At 35.3% G+C, this 21,114-nt stretch carries 22 protein-coding genes and 1 pseudogene; 9 read left to right on the forward strand and 14 right to left on the reverse strand.

Annotated features, from left to right (window positions below):
- Positions 1-63 precede the first annotated feature (63 nt).
- Together argS and AQ616_RS00515 are read right to left on the reverse strand one after the other, a co-directional pair.
- Entirely contained in the window at positions 64-1,734 is a 1,671-nt protein-coding gene (gene argS, locus AQ616_RS00510) for an arginine--tRNA ligase (protein WP_069684756.1), read from the reverse strand.
- A 12-nt stretch (positions 1,735-1,746) separates the two neighbouring features.
- A complete protein-coding gene (locus tag AQ616_RS00515; RefSeq protein ID WP_017798234.1) occupies positions 1,747-2,175 on the reverse strand; it encodes a YwiB family protein in 429 nt (142 codons plus the stop codon).
- A 203-nt stretch (positions 2,176-2,378) separates the two neighbouring features.
- Between AQ616_RS00515 and AQ616_RS00520 the strand changes: the two genes are divergently transcribed.
- Positions 2,379-4,403, forward strand: a complete 2,025-nt coding sequence (locus AQ616_RS00520) for a transglycosylase domain-containing protein (protein ID WP_084822410.1) — start codon at positions 2,379-2,381, stop codon at positions 4,401-4,403.
- A 186-nt stretch (positions 4,404-4,589) separates the two neighbouring features.
- On the opposite strand, the gene AQ616_RS00525 is transcribed toward AQ616_RS00520, so the two are convergent.
- Genes AQ616_RS00525 through AQ616_RS00535 form a run of 3 tightly spaced genes read right to left on the reverse strand, consistent with a single transcriptional unit; the run spans position 4,590 to position 6,986 of the window.
- The gene (locus tag AQ616_RS00525) at positions 4,590-5,105 is read right to left on the reverse strand and encodes a YwhD family protein (RefSeq protein WP_017798236.1); all 516 of its coding nucleotides are present in this window, start codon (positions 5,103-5,105) and stop codon (positions 4,590-4,592) included.
- A 59-nt stretch (positions 5,106-5,164) separates the two neighbouring features.
- A complete protein-coding gene (locus tag AQ616_RS00530) occupies positions 5,165-5,677 on the reverse strand; it encodes a YwgA family protein (RefSeq protein WP_017798237.1) in 513 nt (170 codons plus the stop codon).
- Positions 5,678-5,690: 13 nt separating this feature from the next.
- Positions 5,691-6,986: an HD domain-containing protein gene (locus AQ616_RS00535; RefSeq protein ID WP_069684757.1), complete on the reverse strand. Its 1,296-nt coding sequence runs from the start codon at positions 6,984-6,986 to the stop codon at positions 5,691-5,693.
- Between the two features lie 85 nt (positions 6,987-7,071).
- Between AQ616_RS00535 and AQ616_RS00540 the strand changes: the two genes are divergently transcribed.
- Both AQ616_RS00540 and AQ616_RS20165 read left to right on the forward strand, forming a co-directional pair.
- Positions 7,072-7,911: a lipoate--protein ligase family protein gene (locus tag AQ616_RS00540; protein ID WP_069684758.1), complete on the forward strand. Its 840-nt coding sequence runs from the start codon at positions 7,072-7,074 to the stop codon at positions 7,909-7,911.
- Between the two features lie 82 nt (positions 7,912-7,993).
- A pseudogene (locus AQ616_RS20165) lies at positions 7,994-8,470 on the forward strand (DinB family protein).
- Positions 8,471-8,545: 75 nt separating this feature from the next.
- Here AQ616_RS20165 and pta read toward each other — a convergent pair.
- Complete coding sequence (gene pta, locus AQ616_RS00550; RefSeq protein WP_017798241.1) at positions 8,546-9,520, reverse strand: phosphate acetyltransferase; 975 nt, start codon at positions 9,518-9,520, stop codon at positions 8,546-8,548.
- A 227-nt stretch (positions 9,521-9,747) separates the two neighbouring features.
- On the opposite strand from pta, the gene hemQ reads away from it, so the two are divergent.
- The 4 genes from hemQ to AQ616_RS00570 all read left to right on the forward strand — a co-directional run bounded on the left by hemQ (position 9,748) and on the right by AQ616_RS00570 (position 11,917).
- Positions 9,748-10,497 (forward strand): hydrogen peroxide-dependent heme synthase, encoded by a 750-nt coding sequence (gene hemQ, locus AQ616_RS00555; RefSeq protein WP_069684759.1) that lies wholly within the window; start codon positions 9,748-9,750, stop codon positions 10,495-10,497.
- Between the two features lie 131 nt (positions 10,498-10,628).
- Positions 10,629-11,054 (forward strand): cell wall hydrolase, encoded by a 426-nt coding sequence (locus AQ616_RS00560; protein ID WP_017798243.1) that lies wholly within the window; start codon positions 10,629-10,631, stop codon positions 11,052-11,054.
- 55 nt (positions 11,055-11,109) lie between these two features.
- Positions 11,110-11,583: a spore coat protein GerQ gene (gene gerQ, locus AQ616_RS00565; protein WP_017798244.1), complete on the forward strand. Its 474-nt coding sequence runs from the start codon at positions 11,110-11,112 to the stop codon at positions 11,581-11,583.
- A gap of 82 nt (positions 11,584-11,665) precedes the next feature.
- Positions 11,666-11,917: a hypothetical protein gene (locus tag AQ616_RS00570; RefSeq protein ID WP_069684760.1), complete on the forward strand. Its 252-nt coding sequence runs from the start codon at positions 11,666-11,668 to the stop codon at positions 11,915-11,917.
- Here the strand turns inward: AQ616_RS00570 and AQ616_RS00575 are convergent.
- The 4 genes from AQ616_RS00575 to AQ616_RS00585 all read right to left on the reverse strand — a co-directional run bounded on the left by AQ616_RS00575 (position 11,912) and on the right by AQ616_RS00585 (position 13,593).
- Positions 11,912-12,283, reverse strand: coding sequence for a DUF423 domain-containing protein (locus AQ616_RS00575; protein ID WP_017798246.1), 372 nt, complete (start codon positions 12,281-12,283; stop codon positions 11,912-11,914). The two genes, AQ616_RS00570 and AQ616_RS00575, sit on opposite strands and share 6 nt — an antisense overlap.
- 18 nt (positions 12,284-12,301) lie before the next feature.
- On the reverse strand, positions 12,302-12,634 hold the full coding sequence (locus AQ616_RS00580; RefSeq protein ID WP_069684761.1) for a YwdI family protein: 333 nt from the start codon (positions 12,632-12,634) through the stop codon (positions 12,302-12,304).
- A gap of 134 nt (positions 12,635-12,768) precedes the next feature.
- Positions 12,769-12,936, reverse strand: a complete 168-nt coding sequence (locus AQ616_RS19495; protein ID WP_017798248.1) for a hypothetical protein — start codon at positions 12,934-12,936, stop codon at positions 12,769-12,771.
- Between the two features lie 357 nt (positions 12,937-13,293).
- The gene (locus AQ616_RS00585) at positions 13,294-13,593 is read right to left on the reverse strand and encodes a phasin family protein (protein ID WP_017798249.1); all 300 of its coding nucleotides are present in this window, start codon (positions 13,591-13,593) and stop codon (positions 13,294-13,296) included.
- 458 nt (positions 13,594-14,051) lie between these two features.
- On the opposite strand from AQ616_RS00585, the gene AQ616_RS00590 reads away from it, so the two are divergent.
- Positions 14,052-15,395, forward strand: a complete 1,344-nt coding sequence (locus AQ616_RS00590) for a YjiH family protein (RefSeq protein ID WP_069684762.1) — start codon at positions 14,052-14,054, stop codon at positions 15,393-15,395.
- Positions 15,396-15,493: 98 nt separating this feature from the next.
- On the opposite strand, the gene AQ616_RS00595 is transcribed toward AQ616_RS00590, so the two are convergent.
- Together AQ616_RS00595 and ku are read right to left on the reverse strand one after the other, a co-directional pair.
- Positions 15,494-16,504: an acyltransferase family protein gene (locus tag AQ616_RS00595; protein ID WP_069684763.1), complete on the reverse strand. Its 1,011-nt coding sequence runs from the start codon at positions 16,502-16,504 to the stop codon at positions 15,494-15,496.
- A 267-nt stretch (positions 16,505-16,771) separates the two neighbouring features.
- Positions 16,772-17,614, reverse strand: a complete 843-nt coding sequence (gene ku / locus AQ616_RS00600) for a non-homologous end joining protein Ku (RefSeq protein ID WP_017798252.1) — start codon at positions 17,612-17,614, stop codon at positions 16,772-16,774.
- Positions 17,615-17,715: 101 nt separating this feature from the next.
- On the opposite strand from ku, the gene AQ616_RS00605 reads away from it, so the two are divergent.
- Entirely contained in the window at positions 17,716-19,512 is a 1,797-nt protein-coding gene (locus AQ616_RS00605) for a DNA ligase D (protein ID WP_069684764.1), read from the forward strand.
- 83 nt (positions 19,513-19,595) lie between these two features.
- Here the strand turns inward: AQ616_RS00605 and AQ616_RS00610 are convergent, their stop codons facing one another.
- Positions 19,596-20,039: an OsmC family protein gene (locus AQ616_RS00610; protein WP_069684765.1), complete on the reverse strand. Its 444-nt coding sequence runs from the start codon at positions 20,037-20,039 to the stop codon at positions 19,596-19,598.
- Between the two features lie 141 nt (positions 20,040-20,180).
- On the reverse strand, positions 20,181-21,005 hold the full coding sequence (locus AQ616_RS00615) for a TerC family protein (RefSeq protein ID WP_017798255.1): 825 nt from the start codon (positions 21,003-21,005) through the stop codon (positions 20,181-20,183).
- Positions 21,006-21,114 lie beyond the last annotated feature (109 nt).

The following is a 21,114-nucleotide window of genomic DNA, read 5'->3' on the forward strand; positions in this document are numbered from 1 at the left end:
CGTCGAACCAAAAAGCCTACCCCTTTTTAATTCTAAAAGGGATAGGCTTCCTATTATTACTTATTACATTTTCTCTGGGGCAGAGATTCCAATAATTGTCATTGCATTAGCTAGTGTTTGACGAACTGCTTTCATTAAAGCAATACGCGCATGTGTTCTAGCTTCATTATTTGCATCTAATACTTTTTCTGCATTATAGAAGCTGTGTAATAACGTAGCAAGTTCAAAGATATATTGAGTCACTTTATGAGGTGTATGCTTATCAGCAGCATCAACGATCATTTGTGGAAGCTCACCAATTTTCTTCAATAGGTCCAATTCTTTTTCAGCTGTTAATAAAGATGCATCATATTCAGCTTCAGTATTAAATCCTTTGCTTTTTGCCTGAGAAAGCATGGTGCAAATACGCGCATGTGCGTATTGTGCATAGTAAACTGGGTTATCGTTAGATTGTGATTTCGCTAAGTCCATATCAAAATCTAATTGTGAGTCGTTTGAACGGGCAACAAAGTAATATCGAACTGCATCAATTCCCACCTCGTCCATCAATTCTCGAAGTGAAACAGCCTTCCCTGTTCGCTTACTCATTTTCACTTTTTCTCCTGCTTCAAAGAGATTTACCATTTGAATAATTTTTACATCAAATTTCTCAACTGGATAGCCCAATGCTTGGAGTGCAGCACGCATACGTGGAATATATCCATGATGATCTGATCCCCATACATTAATAATCCGATCAAATCCACGATCTAGCTTGTTTTTATGATAGGCGATATCCGGGGTCAAATAGGTATAATTCCCATCGCCTTTAATCAAGACGCGATCTTTGTCATCACCGAATTCCGTCGTTTTAAACCAAAGTGCCCCATCTTTTTCAAATGTATAGCCACCGTCATCAAGCACAGCTAAAGTGTCATCAATTTGTCTATCTTTAAATAATGAGCGCTCTGAAAACCAATGATCAAATTCTACACGAAAGTCCTTTAAATCCGATTCGATATTTCTTAACGATGCTTTTAAACCATACTCTTTAAAGAAATCCAAGCGTTCTTCGTGATCTTTATCCGCCCATTTTTCTCCATCTTCCTTCACTAACTCTTTAGCAATATCGATAATGGCTTGACCTCGATAGCCATCCTCTGGCATATCCACATCTTTACCAATTTCTTGTAAGTAACGTGCTTCTACAGATAACCCAAGATTATTTATTTGATTTCCTGCATCATTAATATAATATTCCCTCTCTACTTCATAACCTGCAGCTGCAAATACATTACAAAGTACATCCCCAAAAGCAGCATTACGTGCATGCCCTAAATGGAGGTCACCAGTTGGGTTTACTGATACAAATTCCACTTGGACTTTTTCTCCATTTCCACCCGTTGACTTCCCGTAATTATCACCTGCAGATAATACAGTCTCAATTACTTCACCTAAGAAGTCTTGCTTCATGAAGAAATTAATAAATCCTGGACCTGCAATTTCAACTTTTTCAACAGATGCTTCTGATTTATTTAAATTCTCAACGATGTCGTCTGCAATTTGTCGTGGAGCTTTCTTTGCAATACGCGCAAGTTGCATCGCAATATTAGTAGCAAAGTCTCCATGCGCTTTATCCTTTGGTTTTTCCAAAATGATATCTGGAATCTGATCCTCTGTTGCTAAATCTGCATTAATGACAGCTTGATGAATTTGTTCTTTTAATTTTTGTTCCGTTTGTTCTAATACGTTCATGTCGATGTCCTCCTAAGAAAATGTCAGTACCAATCTATGTTCTCTTTCCAATTGTCCATTAAGTTTCATATTATAATCCATTTGTAGATTTCCTTTATCATCCTTTTCTTTTTCAAAAGAAATCCTGTTAGTAAAAGTCTCCATACGCATACTTCCATGCATATGTTGATAAATATTTTCCGTACGGCTATTTTCTTGAAATTGTTGATTCATCTTAATTGCACCTGACCGTCGAATAGCGACTCGTTCTGGTTGAATCGTAATCATATTTTGTATTTTTTGCCCATCCTCTAAAACCTCAGTAAACTTTAGAACGTCAAACTTTCCTTGAGCTATTAATTCTCCTGAGAACGATTGTTTTTGTGTTTCTTTATCCCCAGTCTCTATATCATGAATCGTCGTCTTTAATTCAATGGTTACTTCTTTACGTCCATTTGTCATAGCATCGCCTCAGTTTCGTTATTGCTTCGTTTATTATTCGTCACGAATCCGCCATTTTCATTAATGTACCTATTATAGCGATAAACGGTGGTGATAATCAATACTATTCGTTAGTGCAAGAATTTTCGAACAAACGTTTATATTCACGATTCCTTTCCAATAATGATTATATAATGCTTTTAAAACTAATGGAGACGAAAATTATGAAGCAATCAAAACTTTGGAAACGAATAAGAACCATTATATGGGTAATGGTTGGACTAGTTGTAACTGCTATATTGGGTACATATATCATTGCCTATATACTCGGACCACCAGAATTAGCTGGAAAGCAAGCAACCACAGTCTATGATCGATATGATGAAAAAATCGGAGAAGAACGCTTGTTAAACTCCATGGAATGGGTTCCTCTTGATGATATGAACAAAAATATCATTCAAGCAACCTTACTTATTGAAGATCAACAATTTTTTGAACATAATGGATTCAATTATAAACGAATCGCAAAAGCAATTTGGACGAATATAACGCACGGCTCCTTAAAAGAAGGAGCAAGTACAATAACACAACAATATGCACGGAACCTATATCTAACTCCAGAAAAAGCCTGGTCTCGAAAAATACAAGAGGCTTTTTATGCTATACGTTTGGAAATGTTTTACTCCAAAGAAGAGATTCTAGAAGGTTATCTAAATACCATCTATTACGGGCACGGTGCATATGGAATTGAAGCTGCTAGTCGTTATTTTTTTGATACGACCGCAAAAGAATTAACATTGGCACAAGCTGCAATGCTAGCAGGAATTCCCAAGGGGCCCTCGTATTATTCTCCCTTAAATAATGAAGAATTGGCTAATGAGCGTCAACAACTAATATTATCTGAAATGCTTCAACATGGTGTGATTACGCAGGAAGGGTATAATCGTGCTAGACAAGAAAAATTAATCTATGCTGAAACAGCTGCAAAAGAAGAGGCAGCACCATACTTCACTGATGAAGCACTTGTAGAAGCTGCGGAAATTTTAGATATTGATACCGAGGAAATTCAAACTGGAGGATATAAATTATATACTACATTAGATCTATCTCATCAATCAGAAATGGATCGAGCAGTAACCAATAATATGAATGGTTCAGAGGAGTTAGAAGTAGCTGGAGTGTCTATGAATCCTAATACCGGGGAAATTACTGCCTTAACTGGCGGAAAAGATTACTTAACAAGTAGTTATAATCGATCTACCAAATCAAAAAGAATGGCAGGGTCTTCTTTCAAACCAATCCTTTATTACGAAGCTTTAGAGAACGGTTATACACCAAGTACTCAATTGGTAAGTGAGGCGACGACATTTACTTTAGAAGATGGAACAACTTATCAACCTGGTAATTTTAATGGCTATTACGCAAATGGACCAATTACTCTAGCACAAGCTATTGCACTTTCTGACAATATCTATGCAGTAAAAACAAATTTGTATCTTGGACCGAAAAATCTGGTTGAAACAGCAAAAGATTTTGGTATTACGAGTGAACTGGATGCTGTACCTTCATTAGCTTTAGGTACTTCATCTATTAGCGTCATGGAATTAACACAGGCTTATGGCAGGATAGCGAACGGCGGGAAAGAAATCGAACCGTATACGATTCGTAAAATTGTCAATAAAAAAGGAAAAACAGTTTATGAGAATAGTGATGATAAATTAGAACAAGTTTTAGATGAGAAAAATACCTTTATCCTTACACAATTACTAACCGGTATGTTTGATGAAGAATTAAATGATTATACGAGTGTCACTGGATCGGCGATTAATAATCAGCTTTCCAATATTTATGCAGGAAAATCAGGTACAACAGATTACGATAGCTGGATGGTAGGTTATAGTCCGGAAGTTGTAACTGGTATATGGGTAGGTTATGATGATCATCGAAAAATAACTCAAGTTCAAGAAACCACTTTCTCTAAAAACATTTGGGCAAATTATATGGAAGCCATTCACGAACCATCGAGCAAACACACATTTGCAATGCCTTCTGGAGTTATAGGCTTACCCATTGATCCTGTTAGTGGAAAGAGAGCTACTGCCTCCTGCAGCCAAAGTCGTATTATGTTTTTTGAAAAGGGTACAGAACCTATAGGTTATTGTACAGATAGAGATCATCCTGAAGATATAGAGGAAGAAGAAAGTGATCATCAAGGCTTCCTGAAAAAAATCTTTGATGAGTTCTTCTAGGATAGTCCTACAAGGGAATTTTTATAAAAAAACAGCCAGTATCGAGGATCTCGATAGCTGGCTGTTTTTTTGTCCTAGTAAACATGAGTGAGCCCATGTATTCAATAGTTTACAAATTTTTGACAAAAAGTACAAGATTTTCTTGTTAAGTTCTTCATTCATTCACAAAATCGTAACATTTAATTACTAAAATAATTGTCGTGTTAATTCCTCTGTAGAATTTTCCCATAACTCTGGTTTGTAGTCACGAAGGAAGTCACCTAGTAGCTTCTTCGAATGATCATCCATATGTTCAACAATAATATGACCTTTCAATGATTTTTCCATATGCTTCACATGTTCCGCCATTGATTTATATGCACGCTTGATTTCCCGATTCACACGAATTTCACTTCCTGCTACTCCAGCATAATAAGGTCCATTTTCGTTTTTGTCTACCGTGACCCATACTATCCAGTATAATTTGCCACCTTGCACTTCTTCTCTATCATTGATCCATTTCACTCTACGTTCAACGTCACTTCTAGCATGCATCGCAGCCATATCTACATAGGCCTTATCTTCATTTGGATCGACAATGATAGATGACATATTTTCTAAACTAATCGTCCCAGCACCATAACCTCCATGGCCATCTGTAGAATCATCTTTTATGATCGTAAAATTATTCTTTTTTTTGTTGGAAGATTGATCTGAACTCATGTGGTAACCTCCTAATTAATTACTATTGGTGCTATTGTAGCACGTTCATCTGTAGTTTTTTAGTAACTCGATTTGTTTTTGTTCGTTAACTCATCCATTAATTGAAAAGCTTCTTTGATTTCTTCATCTGTATACTTTTGCTTTGGCTTTACTGTATGTACTTTTTTTATAATTTCTTCTTTTGAAGAATGACAAAAGAAAAACATGGTAGACATTAACTCAAGAAATCGTGAACTTTTTTCTTGTAATAACGTAATCATCTCACCTATATCGGGCATGTCCATTTCAAATTGTGTTAAAAAGGATTCCCCTTTATCAGTAATTGTATAATGATATTGATGATAGCTACTTTTCTCTTCTTTTTGCTCCTCCACAAACCCTAAATTGCAGAGTTCTTCTACACGAAGTGTCAGTTCTTCTGAATATGGGCCATAAAAATGGAACTCGTATTTTTCTTCAAAAGGAACTTCACATTGCTGCAATATATAAATCATTTTTTGTAATTTTTTACGACCAGTAACTTGATTAGCTACTGAAAAGAACTGTAGTAGTTTAGCGTGGTTATCTAACAAACCTCTTCACTCCTTATCTGTACAAAATATCGACAATGCGTTGTTTTAAACTTTCATCTTTGATTTCTTGAATGCGATCCTTTGGAAAATATAACTTATGATCCGTCCGTTTTTTCCCTGATATAGATTCTACTATATCAGAATGCCGAGATAGTTCTTTCAGACCGCCATCCGGCATCAATAAATGAATTGGTAACCGTTCTTCCTCTTCCCCAGGACGATAAAAATCATAAGGTAAATCCGACGAGGAATCCACAACAAGATAATAGTCTGGATTAATTCCTGCCTCTTTAAATAATTGATATAATTCCATTCCTGCATTTATCTGTGGATCTGGATTGTATTCAACATATTTAAATAGTCTTCTATTTATAAACCTTTCACATAAATCTGCTAAAATCTCATCGTTTTCTTCTTGCCATAATTGGAAATAATAATAGACAATCATCTCGTCTATTTTTAAATAGTCTTGTAAATCTACTGTTCCACTAAAGAATGAGATAAAATGTGTTGGTTTTAATTTAAAAGTATACGAATCATTTTCATATAAATACTTTGCACGTTGGAAGATTTTCGATAGAATCACTTCTGCACTTCTTGTTACCGGATGAAAATACACTTGCCAGTACATCTGATAACGACTCATAATATAGTCTTCTACGGCATGCATTCCAGTAGATTTAATGACAACCTGGTCATCCATCGGACGCATTACCCTTAGAATTCTTTCCATGTCAAAATGGCCATAGCTGACCCCAGTAAAATATGCATCTCTTTGTAAGTAATCCATTCTGTCCGCATCAATTTGACTGGAGATCAGGCTTACGACAAGCTTATCCGAATACGTTTTTGCAATTACGTCTGCAACTTTCTGTGCAAAATTCGGAGATACCTTATTTAAGATTTGATTAACAGTCGTATCTTCTAAAATAATACGTTGCGTAAATTTCTCGTGATCAAGTTTAAATACTTTTTCAAAAGAATGAGAAAATGGCCCATGCCCTAAATCATGTAGCAAGGCAGCACATAAACATAACAACCGATCTTCATTATCCCAGTTCACTCGATCTTGAAAATTCATCATGATACGTCGAACAATTTCGTATACACCTAATGAATGATTAAATCTACTATGTTCCGCTCCATGAAAAGTTAAATTTGTCGTTCCTAATTGTTTTACCCGACGAAGTCTCTGAAACTCGGGAGCAGCAATTAAATCCCATATTACCCGATCTCGAACATGAATATATCGGTGAACAGGATCTTTAAATACCTTCTCTTCTGTTAGCTGTTGGTCTTTATATTCCATATCTATGTCTCCATCCGATCTTTTTCGACGATTTTAGTATATTATATTATAGTTAGACAGAGGATGAAAGCACAAGGAGGAAATTATGAAAAACTGGAAAGATATTATCCGTCATCAATCATTTCGATATATAGATCATTCTGTGCACACAGAAATAGAAGGAAAACCCAATACGGCATTAACTTCCTTTGCTGTAGACGATGCGTTAGCTATTTCTGTAAGTGAAGAAACCTCACCTCCAGTTATTCGTTTATGGGTACATCCAAATACTATCGTACTTGGCATACCAGATTCACGATTACCTTTTATTGATGAAGGTATGCAATTTATTGAAAAAAATAATTATCAGGCTGTGGTACGTAATTCCGGAGGACTTGCAGTAGCTTTAGATGAAGGGGTATTGAATATTTCACTGATTATTCCTGGAGGAAAGAACTTATCTATCTATGATTGCTACGAGGCTATGGTACGCTTCGTACAGGCCATGTTTCATGATCTTACTGATGAAATTAAAGCATATGAAATTGTTGGGTCTTACTGCCCTGGTGATTATGATCTAAGCATTAAAGGTAGAAAATTTGCTGGAATTTCTCAACGTCGAGTTAAAAATGGTATTTCCGTTCAAATATATTTAGATGTGGAAGGCAATAGCACCCAACGAGCAGAATTGATACAGAAATTTTATACAAAAGGGAAGAAAAATAAAGAAACTACCTTTACATATCCTGATGTAGATCCAAAAGTAATGGGCTCTCTCTCTGAATTACTAGGAATTACATTAACTGTAAATGATGTTAAAAAACGTGTGATCCATACGTTGAAGAAGCTAACGGATAAAATTGTTGAAATGCCTTTTCAAGAAGAGGAAAAAATGAATTTTGAAAAACGTTATAAGCAAATGGTGAAACGTAATCAGACTAATTAATATTCACAAATCATTTCTACTTTAGAGGAAATACCTTTCCTCCCCCTTGAAATATAATTATGGATATAAAATTCTGGGAGGTATGCTTATTAATAGAGTTAAAGGAAGTAACTTTAGACCTCTGACTAACGCAAATGACCCAAGTAGGTACAACATATCATTCATAGAAGCAACAGATGGTATTAATGAAAAGGAGGCTTTTTGGAAGCCGGATACAAATAGCCATAGTGTCGCTGAGATTGTTCAACACCTTATTTATTGAAACAGAACATGGCAAATCAGATACAAGCATTCTGATTTTAATTCGATTCAAACAGTAAAGGAAAATGCAGAAACTTTCTCATTGCCTGATAAAATCTCGTTTAACGAATTTCGAAATGAATTACTCGGGATACTTTTACATTGGCAGAAATTATTTAAGGATAACTCTAACCTGTCCTGTTCATTAATTAACTTTCTGGTAGACGCAAAGCGGGGAGAACTATTAGGAAACGCAATCACGCATATTGCCTATCATATTGGACAAATCGTTTATATAAGAAAAATGAATAAATCATAGTATTTTTATTAAAAAAGGAGCTGAGACAAAGAAATCAATTAAATGAAAAATGTCTCAGCTTCTTTTTTTATTATATTATTCTCCCACTGCTTGTGCTGCAGTAATTAACGCTAAATTATACACATCTTCAGCGCTGCATCCACGTGAAAGGTCATTTACCGGACGGTTCAATCCTTGAAGAATGGGTCCTACCGCTTCAAATCCACCTAAACGTTGTGCAATCTTGTAGCCGATGTTTCCTGCTTCTAAGCTTGGGAAAACAAATACATTTGCATTACCTTTTAAAACGGAATCTGGAGCTTTTTTCTCTGCTACACTTGGTACAAATGCAGCATCAAATTGGAATTCTCCATCAATTACTAGAGATGGATTTTTTTCTTTAGCAATTTCTAATGCTTCAGATACTTTCTCAGTTTCTGGAGATTTTGCAGAACCTTTCGTAGAGAAGCTTAACATTGCAACTTTAGGATCCACATCAAATAAAGTCCCTGTTTTCGCACTTTCTACAGCAATTTCTGCAAGGTCATTACTATCTGGTGTTATGTTAATTGCACAGTCTGCAAATACATACTTCTCTTCATCACGAACCATAATGAATACGCCAGAAGTTTTCTTTACGCCTTCTTTTGTTTTGATGATTTGTAATGCTGGACGTACTGTATCCGCAGTAGAATGAGCTGCACCACTAACTAATCCATCTGCTTTATTCATATATACAAGCATGGTTCCAAAATAGTTTTCATCAATAAGAATTTTCTTTGCATCTTCTTCGGTTGCTTTTCCTTTTCTTCTTTCAACAAATGCTGTAACCATTTCATTAAAACCATCGTAGTTATTTGGATCAATAACATCACAACTATCTATCGACACATCAAGAGCCTTTGCCTTCGCTTTCACATCTTGTATATTACCGATTAAGATTGGTGTCATAATCCCTTCTTCTGCTAAACGACTTGCTGCAGTTAATATACGTTCATCTAATCCTTCTGGAAAGACAATTTTTTTATCAGCAGCTGTTACTTTTTCAGCTAATTGTTCGAATAATCCCATAATGTATGCCTCCTTGTAGCCTTACAAACTTGTGAATACTTTCTCATGATAAACTATCACAGTAAACAAATAAAGTGAAGCGCATAGTATGAATTCTTAATTTTTGACAAACAATTGACAATAGATGCTTTCAAGATGATTTTGAGCCTGTTTGATATGATTAGAGTACCCTACTTATGCTATAGTAAAAGCAGAACATGTATTTTTTATATAAGGAGTTGTTAAATATGGCAGAGGCTGTAGTTACTGTTGACGGTTGGTCAGCATTACATGATACACGTCAATTTGATTGGACATCTTGGAAATTAATTTCTAAGGAAGAAAGACAAGCAGCTATTGATGAATTCCAACAGCTCATTTCTAAATGGGAAGCTGTAGAAGAAGAAAAGCAAGGAAGTCATGGAGTATATAAAGTAGTTGGTAACAAAGCAGACTTTATGTTTATTTTCTTACGCGAAAGCTTCGAAGAATTAGAGCAAATCAAGACTGAAATTAATAAGACAAAACTTGGAGATTTCCTAATTCCAGGTTATTCCTACGTTTCGATTATTGAAATGACGATGCATGATCCAATGAAAGCGGGAGAAGATCGTGAGCTTTCTCCATATGTTAAGGATCGCTTAAAACCGATTATGCCTAAATGGGAGCATGCTTGCTTCTATCCAATGGCTCGTCGTCGTGATCCAGGTGCAAACTGGTTTGAAATTGAAAAAGAAGAACGTACAAAACTTCTATATGAGCACGGAATGACTGGTAGAAAATATGCAGGAAAAGTGAAGGAAATTATTACAGGTTCCATTGGATTAGATGAATGGGAATGGGGAGTAACATTATTTGCACATGACCCACTTCAATTCAAAAAAATTGTTTATGAAATGCGTTTTGATGAAGTAACAACCAAATATGCTGAGTTTGGCGACTTTATTGTAGGAAACTTCTTAGAAAAAGAAGAACTTTCTATCCAATTGTCTATATAAAATTATGCAAGAGGCTTTTTATCTTTTTGATGGAAAGTCTTTTTTTATTGTCATTTTATCCAAAATACAGGCATAAAAATAAATATTGAGATTGACATCTTAGATGAGAAATATGGAAATGAGGTATCTCTATGGCCATTGTGAAACATAATGAGGCAGAAGTAGAATTACTTGCCCGCCTCATGCGTGCTGAAGCTGAAGGTGATGGCGACTTAGGAATGTTAATGGTTGGAAACACTGGTATCAATCGGGTAATTGCAAGTTGTTTAGATTTCCCAAACATTCGATCTATAACCGATATGGTTTATCAAAGTCCTGGAGGCTTTGAAGCAACACAGAAAGGTTATTTTTATCAAAGAGCACGTCAATCTGAAATACGTCTTGCTCGAAGGGTGATACAAGGAGAGAGGCAACATCCTGCCTCAAATTCGTTATGGTTTTTTATGCCTGAAGGCGCATGCCCCGAACAATGGTTCGGACAGTGGAACGTCGGTAGATTTAAGGCACATTGTTTTTTTGCGCCTACTGCTGCGGAGTGTCCAGAAGTATATCGTTAAGCGAGCTTATATTGGTTCACTAAAAAGTTATTTTACAGTTTAGGAGGGATTATTCATGAGTGAAAATGAAAACCAATCCAATTATCAAAATTATCCGTATCAACAACCACAATCTCAACAACCATACTACTATTATCCAAACACTTCACCTGCATTTTATCCAGTATACCCAACAAGGCAGTTCAATCAAGGTAATCAACAGGGGGGACAACAACAGCCACAACAGCAACCACCACAAACCGGTGGTACGGGAGGTCTACCAGCTCAACAATCGTTTATCGAAAATATCTTACGTATGAACAGAGGTGAGCTTGGAACTTTTTATATGACTTTTGAAAATAGCGCACAACAGACAGAGTTTCGTGGCTATATTGAAGAAGCAGGAAGAGATCATATTTTAATTCGAGAAGAAGGATCAGAACGCAGATTTTTATTATTAATGGTTTATCTTGATTACGTTACATTTGATAACGAAATTAATTACTCATACCCATATGGTCAACAATTATCTACTTATAATCCAAGATAGTAGGCGAAACCATATAAAAAGGATGACCTTAACAAATTAATCGGGTCATCCTTTATCCATTTGTTAGCGAGGTGCACCAACTATGAGACATCCATATCAAAAATTTATTCAAATGGAAGTTATTGGGTTAGTACTTTCTTTTCTTTCTGGTATTACAGCTTTAATTACAGGATGGGTAATTCTTTTGTTTTTTGCTGTGTATTTGCTTGTTTTAAGCATTGTTTGTGATGCAATAATATTAATGCAAACAAGACGTCAATCAGAAGCTATGAAACAAGCTATCCGAGCATTCGTATTATTTTTGTTAATCACATCTATGTTCTTTCAGTTATAAAAGTCTCATGCCTGCAACACCAAGTAACACCCACCCAATAAGGAATGCAAGTCCTCCGATTGGTGTAATCATCGCAAAGGTAGTTATACTCGTGAAGGAATAAACATATAAACTTCCCGAAAACAAAATAATCCCCACAAGAAACATCCAACCACTAGTTGTGAGTAATCCGCTTCCTTCAAATCTTGCTAAAAGTAATGCGACAGCGATTATAGCTATGGTGTGGAACATTTGATAATCTACTGCTTTCCCCCAGTTGTTCAGTGCTTTCTCAGAAAGTCTTCCTTCTAACCCATGTGCACCAAATGCACCTAAAGCAACTGCTAAGAATCCTAGTATAGCTCCAATTATTAAAAATAGCTTCATTTTAGTTTCCCTCCGATGTTAAAAATCAAATAATGAGTTCCCATTCGCTTCATCGTCCTCAACCGATTTCTTCTTGTTTACCCCGATTGATTTTGAAGTATCTCCAAGCATTGCCTTTATTTCTGCATCCGTAAATTGCGATTCCACATCTGAAACTTGTTTAATTTGTGGTGTTGTAATGGAAGAAACTGTCGCTCCTTTATTCGGAGTACGTGTTTCATCAAATAACTCACTTAAAATACGGACATGTTCTATTCTTTTTTTCAATTGTGAGTGGTTGTTAGCTTCACGCTTCGCTGCTTCTAATTCTGTTATCATTTTATTAATGATGGTTTCATTGGAAACCGACATAACGCTCTCTCCTTCATTAACTCTTTCATGAGAATTATAGCATGAAAGCTATTGATTTTATACAAATCTATATTAACGATTTTTACTTATAGCCCAAAATAAAAAAGGGTTTCGGAATGTCCGATGCCCCTCTATCACGAATTCATTGTATATAAATGACCTTCTTTTGATTTCAGCTCTTCTTCTAATTGTTCCACCGTATAGCGTTCATACATCCATTGCAAAAATCTTATTTCCTCATCTTGCAATCTTCTTCCAAGCTTTTCAGTAGTATCATTACAAATTTGAAAAAAGCTTTGCATACCGACAACTCCCCCTATACGTGCTACTAACTATAAACAATTATACTCGTTAAAACTATCACAATCAATAGCAAATTGATAATTTACTGAATTTACAGTTTTCATTTTGAAAATGCATCTTCATTCTGTAACATCACTGAATATTGTTATTGTTACCACAAAAGCATGACCTAAAGTCCCTTGGAGATTATCCGGCACTTACATGAAGTTGACTCCTCAGATCTTCTCTTTAACTACAGCTCATAGTCTGGAAGTTCGGAAATTACGGCCCCTTACAGAATAAATGTAAAGAAAGAGAGCTTGGGCAAAAGTATTTAAGCTAAACTTTTTATGTTCCCAAGCCCATTAAAAAAGTGCCTATTTATCACTTAACTTGTCCTCTAATTCTGTTAGTCTTGCACGAATTTCTTGAATATCTTCTACGGTCGCAATTCCATAATCCTTTGCAAGCTGTTGAGTTTGTTTATGTTGTTTCGCATCCCACTCTTCTTTCTTCATACCGCCTTTTTCAATAAAGTTGTCCATGACGGTTTTCGCTTGCTCTTGTGTCAGTTCGTTTTTCTCAACGAGTTCTTTCAGTTTCTTATCAAACTTCTCTTTACCGCTTACAGCAGCTCCTAGGCCAAGTAAGAAACCTTTTCGTAAATAATCACTCATATATTACACCCCCTTCAATGAAACATTCACTTTCCAAGATGTGTTTGGAGAAAAAATATCTCCATGTATTATTTCTATTATAGTGAATGAACTACCATATCGTAAATTATTTTAGCGAAATTACTAAATTAATATTCATTACATTTATTATATTCCCGAATTTAATAGTTTTAATCCATTTATTAACATGACTCAATTTCATTATTCCCAAGTTCTAATTATAAAACAATTTATTAGTGATATAAATAAATTATAGGAGATATTGGGAATGACTGGGATGAAATACGACAACTCCTAAAGAGCAACATCCGTATTTCATGCATATAATATGTGCTTAATGAAATTACTAAGCATACTAAAAAAATGATTGAATATAATTTCTCAATAATGTATAATTATGCAGTCAGTACAATCTACTATAATACTTTTATATAAATATATTTTTGGGGGTCAATACTTTGAAATCATATTCTTTTAGCGATCATTTGAAGTTCATTATACCTTCTTTGATTGGTATTTTCTTCTTTATGATTCCTATTACCGTTGATGGTGATATGACAATTCCAATTGCTTTACTCGCAAATTGGGTACAAATTCTATTGGCAAATAGCCTTTCTGCAATAATGATGGTTATTATAATTATAACTGCTATTTCTACAGTTATTGCAAAATTTTTAGGTGAGGATGCTTTTAATCACAAGCCTTTCTTAAAGCAATTATTCTACACAAGCATGTTCTGGACAATTACACGTGTAATTGCTGCAATTATTGCAGTAATGGTATTTTTCGAAATCGGACCAGAAGCAATCTACAGTGAGAATACTGGCGGAATGTTATTACATTCCCTCTTGCATGTTTTGTTTGCGGTGTTTTTATTCGCAGGATTACTTTTACCACTGCTGACGAATTTTGGCTTACTTGAATTCTTTGGAACATTAATGACAAAAATTATGCGTCCTTTATTCCGTCTACCTGGACGTTCTTCTATTGATGCACTTGCGTCTTGGGTAGGTGATGGAACGATTGGAGTTTTATTAACCAGTAAGCAATACGAGCAAGGTAACTATACGAAACGCGAAGCTGCGGTTATTGGTACAACATTCTCTGTAGTTTCTATTACATTTACACTTGTTGTGCTACAAGAAGTTGATTTGGAGAGACTATTCTTGCCGTTCTACTTAACGATTATTATTGCTGGGATTGTAGCAGCACTAATCATGCCTAGAATTCCACCTCTATCTAGAAAAGCTAATACGTATGTTACAGATGCCAATAAAGAATTAGATGAGTCTATCCCAGAAGGGGAATCTTTAATTAGTTATGGATATAAGAATGCAATTGAAAGAGCAAGAAAGGAAAGCAGCTTATCTAAAATATTAAAGGAAAGTGGTCAAAATATCCTTGATATGTGGATGGGCGTCGCTCCTGTCGTTATGGCTATCGGGACGGTTGCTGTTGTGATCGCAGAATATACTCCATTCTTCCAATGGATTGGTGCACCATTCGTTCCGTTACTCGAGCTTATGCAAATACCATATGCACAAGAAGCTTCTGAAACATTGTTGGTTGGTTTTGCAGATATGTTCTTGCCAGCTATCTTTATATCAGGTGTGGAAGCTGAAATCACTCGATTTATTATTGCTGCATTATCAGTAACACAATTAATTTATTTATCTGAAGTTGGTGGCTTATTACTAGGATCCAAAGTACCTGTTTCATTTAAAGATTTAATGATTATTTTCTTATTACGTACAATCATTACTCTACCGGTCATTACATTAATCGCTCATATTATCTTTTAAGAGAATACGTACATTAAAAAAAAGAACTCAGAGATATAAAATCTTTGAGTTCTTTTTTAATTCCACTGAAGTATTATTACTGTAAATCTTTCACTATTTTAAGAAGATGTTCCACTTCGTTGGTTATTAAATATATTTCGAATTATAGACATCTTACCTTCTATTAATGGCTGTGACACAGTTAATACCGGCTTACTAGACAATAGAATAACAATCATTGCCGAAATACCAGCAATACCGATAAAGTCTAGTATGTTATTTACCGATAATATATCATATTGACGTAAAAACTGTACGATAAAACCATGAAGTAAATATACATATAATGTTCTTGTACCTAGTTTTGTCAACCATCCGAAATTCCGCTTCGGTATCCAAGCTAACACACTCACCACCATAATAGCTGCTGTAACATACACAAGCAATCTTGCAATACCTCCATATTGCTCCATTCCTAGATCTCCATAAGATTTGGAAGCTAATAGCCATCCAGAGTTAAATTCTGGCATATAGAAAATGGCAATTGCTAGTACGGTCATCACAACTAATGAAACTCCTTTTACGGCATTTCTCTTTATACTCATCATTTGTTTTTCTGTTACCCAATATCCGATTAAGAAAAATGGGAAAAACACAAATGTACGTGATAAACTAAATGTGTGGCCAATCTCACCAAAGTACCCTACTACCACACCTATTAGTACTGCTAATGAAATACTGTAAAATGCAGGGATTTTCTTAAACACGATTAATAAAATATGCCAGCTGAATAAGCTAAATAAGAACCATAAAGACCAATGAGGGTGAAACATACCCGTTTGCCAATCTGGTTTACCAATATAGAAATAATAGATAGTATATAAAATTTGAAAAATCAAATACGGTACAATTAATTTCTTTGCTAATTTCCAAACATATCCTGCATTTCCGGAACCTTTAGCAAAGAATCCAGATAATAGTATAAATGCTGGCATGTGAAACGTATAAATCCATAAATACAAAGTGTTAATTCCTGCGTATTCATTTGTAAAAGGTTGAATCATATGACCAAAAACAACCAAGAAAATTAATAAAGCTTTCGCATTATCAAAGAAAGCATTACGTTCCATATTCATCCCTCTTGTTGTATTCCAGAATTATTGTTGCATTATCCACTTTACCCGTTTTTCAAAAAAAAATCATATCAAAAGCCCAGATTTCATCATTCTGTAATCAATTTGTAAGTGTAGAGCAAAAATGTAATAGAAATACAGTAAATTTGCCGTAAAGTGTACTTCATTCAATGGGGAATTTTAATGTTACATATACGATATACAAGAGATAGGATGTTTTTTCTATCTAAGTATAAAAGTCCCTAGAATCGAAAACTAGAGACTTTATGATGTTGCTTTTTTCTTCTTTGCAGTTGTTTTTTTCTTCGGTTGTTTCGGTTTTGGCTTGTCCTTTTTCGCCCGATCTAACGATTCCTGCAACGCATCCATTAAGTTCGTTACATTATCCGGAGTCGTTTTTGGTTCTCCACCGATTTCTATTTCTTCATTATTTTTCTTCGCTTCTATTAATTCTAATAGAGCTGTTCGATAATCATCGGTATACTTTTCAGGCTCAAATTCTGTTGTTAATTGATCAATTAATAATTTAGCTGTATCCAGTTCTTTTTTTCCTACTTCTGCTTGCTCAGGAACATTCGGCACATCTGCCACGGCTCGAACTTCATCTGGATAGTGAATGGTTTCTACAACAATTGCACTTTCATATACACGAATGATCGCTAATTGTTCTTTAGAACGTATCATCATTTTTGCTATACCAATCTTTCCAGAATCTAATAAAGCTTCTCTTAATAGAGCATATGCCTTTGACCCACCTTCATTTGGGGATAAATAATAACTTTTTTCAAAGTATATGGGATCAATGTCCTTTAACTGAACAAAGTCAATAATTTCTACTGCTTTATCTTCTTGCTCTTTCTTTAAAGCTTCCAATTCATCATCGTCCAACACAACAAATTTATTCTTGGCATATTCATATGCTTTTACTAGATCATCATTGGATACATCTTCTTCACAGTTGGGACAAACCTTCTCATATTTAATTGGTGTTTTACATTTTTTGTGCAGTTGACGAAGTCTTATATCTTTGTTTTCTGTCGCCGCGTGCATCTTCACTGGAATATTAACTAAACCAAAACTAATAGTTCCCTTCCACATTGTATGCATTCCGTTCCCTCCTTGAAGTTAGTTTGCAATTCTCTCTGTTTTTTATACGAATGGAATAGTAAAAACAATAAAATCAGACACCCTATTAATGAGGTGATTATATGGAATGGATGAAGCCGATAGCAAGTACAGAAATTCCAGCTGGAGATGAGTGGTTATATGAGGTGAAATATGATGGATTTCGATGTAAATTAGTATGGTCTGTCACAAATAAAATAACTTTAATCAGTAAAAATAATCATGATATCACAAAAAATTTTCCTGAAGTTATTCAATGGTGCGAAAATAACTACAAATACTTCAAAAATAAATTACCGTTAGAATTAGATGGCGAACTAGTAATATTAAATCACCGGTATCAAGCGAATTTCGCTCAAATACAAAACCGTGGAAGATTACAAAATAGCGATCGAATTAAAAAAAGCGCAAATCTAAGACCTGCAACATTTATGGTGTTTGATTTAACAGAACTCAAAGGAAAAAAATTACACCAAAGCAATCTATCTTTACGAAAGAAATACCTTTATCAACTCATGCAAGAACTGACTGAAAATGAAATGATTAGATGTGTGGAATCATTCACCTCTATCTCAAACGTTAATGAAATTGTATATGCAGCCAAGGCTGAAGGCATTGTCGCCAAAAAGAAAAAAAGCACTTACCAAAAAGGAAAGCAACATAACGATTGGTTTAAAATTAAAAATTGGCGATTAATACACGGAATTCTAACAGCTTATAACCCAAGTAATGGCTATTTTACAGTTAGTGTACTGAAGAATAATCAGCCTATTCATATCGGGAAGTGTAAACACGGCCTAGCAAAAGATACTTCTCAAACTGTACAAAGGCTTTTTCAAGATCAAGGTGACTTCCTGGATGGTATATACTATCTACCTCCAGCAATTACGAGTACCATCCATACATTAGATTTATATGATCATGAGCTACGTGAACCTGAATTTAAACAGATTACAGCAGATATACCCTATACAGAATGCACATTGGAAAAATTACAATTAGACTTGGCTCAACTCCCTCATTCTATAGAGGTATCCAATACAGATAAGTACCTATGGCCAAATAATTATACCAAAAAGGATTTGTTAATATACATTCGTGAAATATCAACCTGGATGTTACCTTTTCTACGTCAAAAAGCATTAACCATCATTCGTTGTCCAGATGGAATAACAGAGGAGTCCTTTTTTCAAAAGAACCTCCCAGACTATGCCCCAGACTATTTATCATCAACTTCTTCTCAAGAGAACTATATTGTATGTAATCATTTAAAAAGCATCGTCTGGTTAGCAAATCATGGTTCGATTGAATATCATATCCCTTTTCAACGGATTGGCCATGTTACACCTGTAGAAATTGCCTTTGATTTAGATCCACCTGATCGTGAGCATTTCAATTTAGCAGTTCATGCTGCAAATCTCCTAAAGCAAATATTAGATGAATTAGAACTCGTATCGTTCGTAAAAACATCAGGAAACAAAGGACTGCAAGTATATATTCCGATACGAGAAGGTAGTATGACTTATGACGAGACATTCCTATTCACAGAAGCCATTGCTAAAACGCTAGAAAGGTCATATCCAAACGATTTTACGACCGAACGGATGAAAAAGAACCGGAATAATCGACTCTATATTGACTATGTCCAACATGGTAAAGATAAAACACTTATTGCACCCTATTCACCAAGAATGACGAAAGAAGGTACAGTATCTACACCACTATATTGGAATGAAGTAGTTGAGGATTTAGATCCTACCTTTTTTACAATTGGTAATGTTGTAAATCGGGTACATGAGATTGGTTGCCCTTTTGCAAACTATCATGATATGCATGAGCAGCAAGATATGAAAAAGATGCTTCGCTTAGTACGTGGATAAACCGTATAACTTATAGATGAAAGATTAAAAAACCCGAACCATACTCTTTTTTTATTAGAGCGGTTCGGGGCTTAATATAGATTTTATTTACCGAATGTTGGTTGTAATTCTATTTGTACATTGCCTTGAATTGCTCTGGAAATCATGCAAGAAGTTTCTGCTTTTTCGACTAGTTTTCGTACATGTTTCCATTGCTTGTCATTTGCCTCTTCTTTTAAATTAACGAAAGGTTTATGAATGATTTTCTCATACGTAAATACACCATTGGTCACATCCACAATACCTTCTGATTCTAGATACATTTTACTTAAAGGTAGTTCGGCGCGTTCAATCAATGCAGCCAGTGTAATCACATAGCAAGTAGCAGCCGCTCCTAATAACATTTCATCTGGATTAGTACCAATCCCTGGTCCATCCATTTCAGTCGGAATCGAGATTTTTGTTTTTAAATTTCCTGCATCAATCGTTCCTTGGCTATTTCTACCACCTGGCCATTCCGCTTTCAAATGAAAATGATGTTGTACCAAAGTTAGTCCCCCTCTAGATTATTCACACCTAGTATAACAAAACGTTCTGATCAAAAGACGAATATTATAAGAATAAAAGTAAGAAATATACGGAGACTTCCGCGATGCATAAGCATCCGGAGACTCACCGGCCATCTTCCATTAAGACTGTCCTTTTTCTTGATTCTTCTTCGGACTGGAAGCAAACCAACCAACAACTGCAATTGCAACAAGTATAACATAGAAGCTCAACTTCCAACCTGTGGAATGCGGGAAGTGTTCTGGAATCCAGCCAATATCTGGATTTGCCATCACAAGAACAGCTAGTTTTACACCAACCCATCCAACGATTAAAAATGCAGCCACTTCGAGTGCAGGACGTTTATGAAGGATACCGACAAATATATTTGCAGCGAATCGCATGATAATTAATCCGATCATACCACCTGCAAATACTACCATAAATTGACCAGTATCTAAGCTACCGATATTACCTAAACCAGTAGCAGGTAATGCCACCGCTAAAGCTACTGCTGCTAATATAGAATCGACCGCAAATGCCAAGTCTGCAAATTCTACTTTTACTACAGTTAGCCAAAATTCTTTCTTCGATGCTTGCTCAGGTTCTTTATTTGCTAATGCAGCTACAGATTCTTTTGCATCTTCAGCTATCTCTAACTCTTCTTCAGGTTCTTCTTTCTTTTTAAATCGATCATATAAGTTCTTTATCGAAATAAACAATAAGTAGGCTGCACCTAAAGCCTGTACTTGCCAAAAATCTACAAGGAACGATATAACAAATAACGAAGCAAACCTAAAAACAAATGCCCCTGCAAGTCCATAGAACAATGCTCTCTTGCGCTGTTTTTCTGGAAGATGTCGGACCATAATTGCTAATACTAGAGCATTATCAGCTGCTAATAAACCCTCTAAGCCAATAAGTACCAGCAAGACCCATAAATATTCTAACAATAACTCTGAACCCATAATACATTAACTCCTCTTCTATAGTGAGACTTCCATCAATGCCGGGTTTTCCCCACTTGATGGTTTAACGAACCTTATGCCCGGTTCCCTTCTCTTTTTGCGACCCCTA

This window comes from Oceanobacillus sp. E9 (assembly GCF_001741975.1).
GTDB classification, from domain to species: Bacteria; Bacillota; Bacilli; order Bacillales; family Amphibacillaceae; genus Oceanobacillus; species Oceanobacillus kimchii.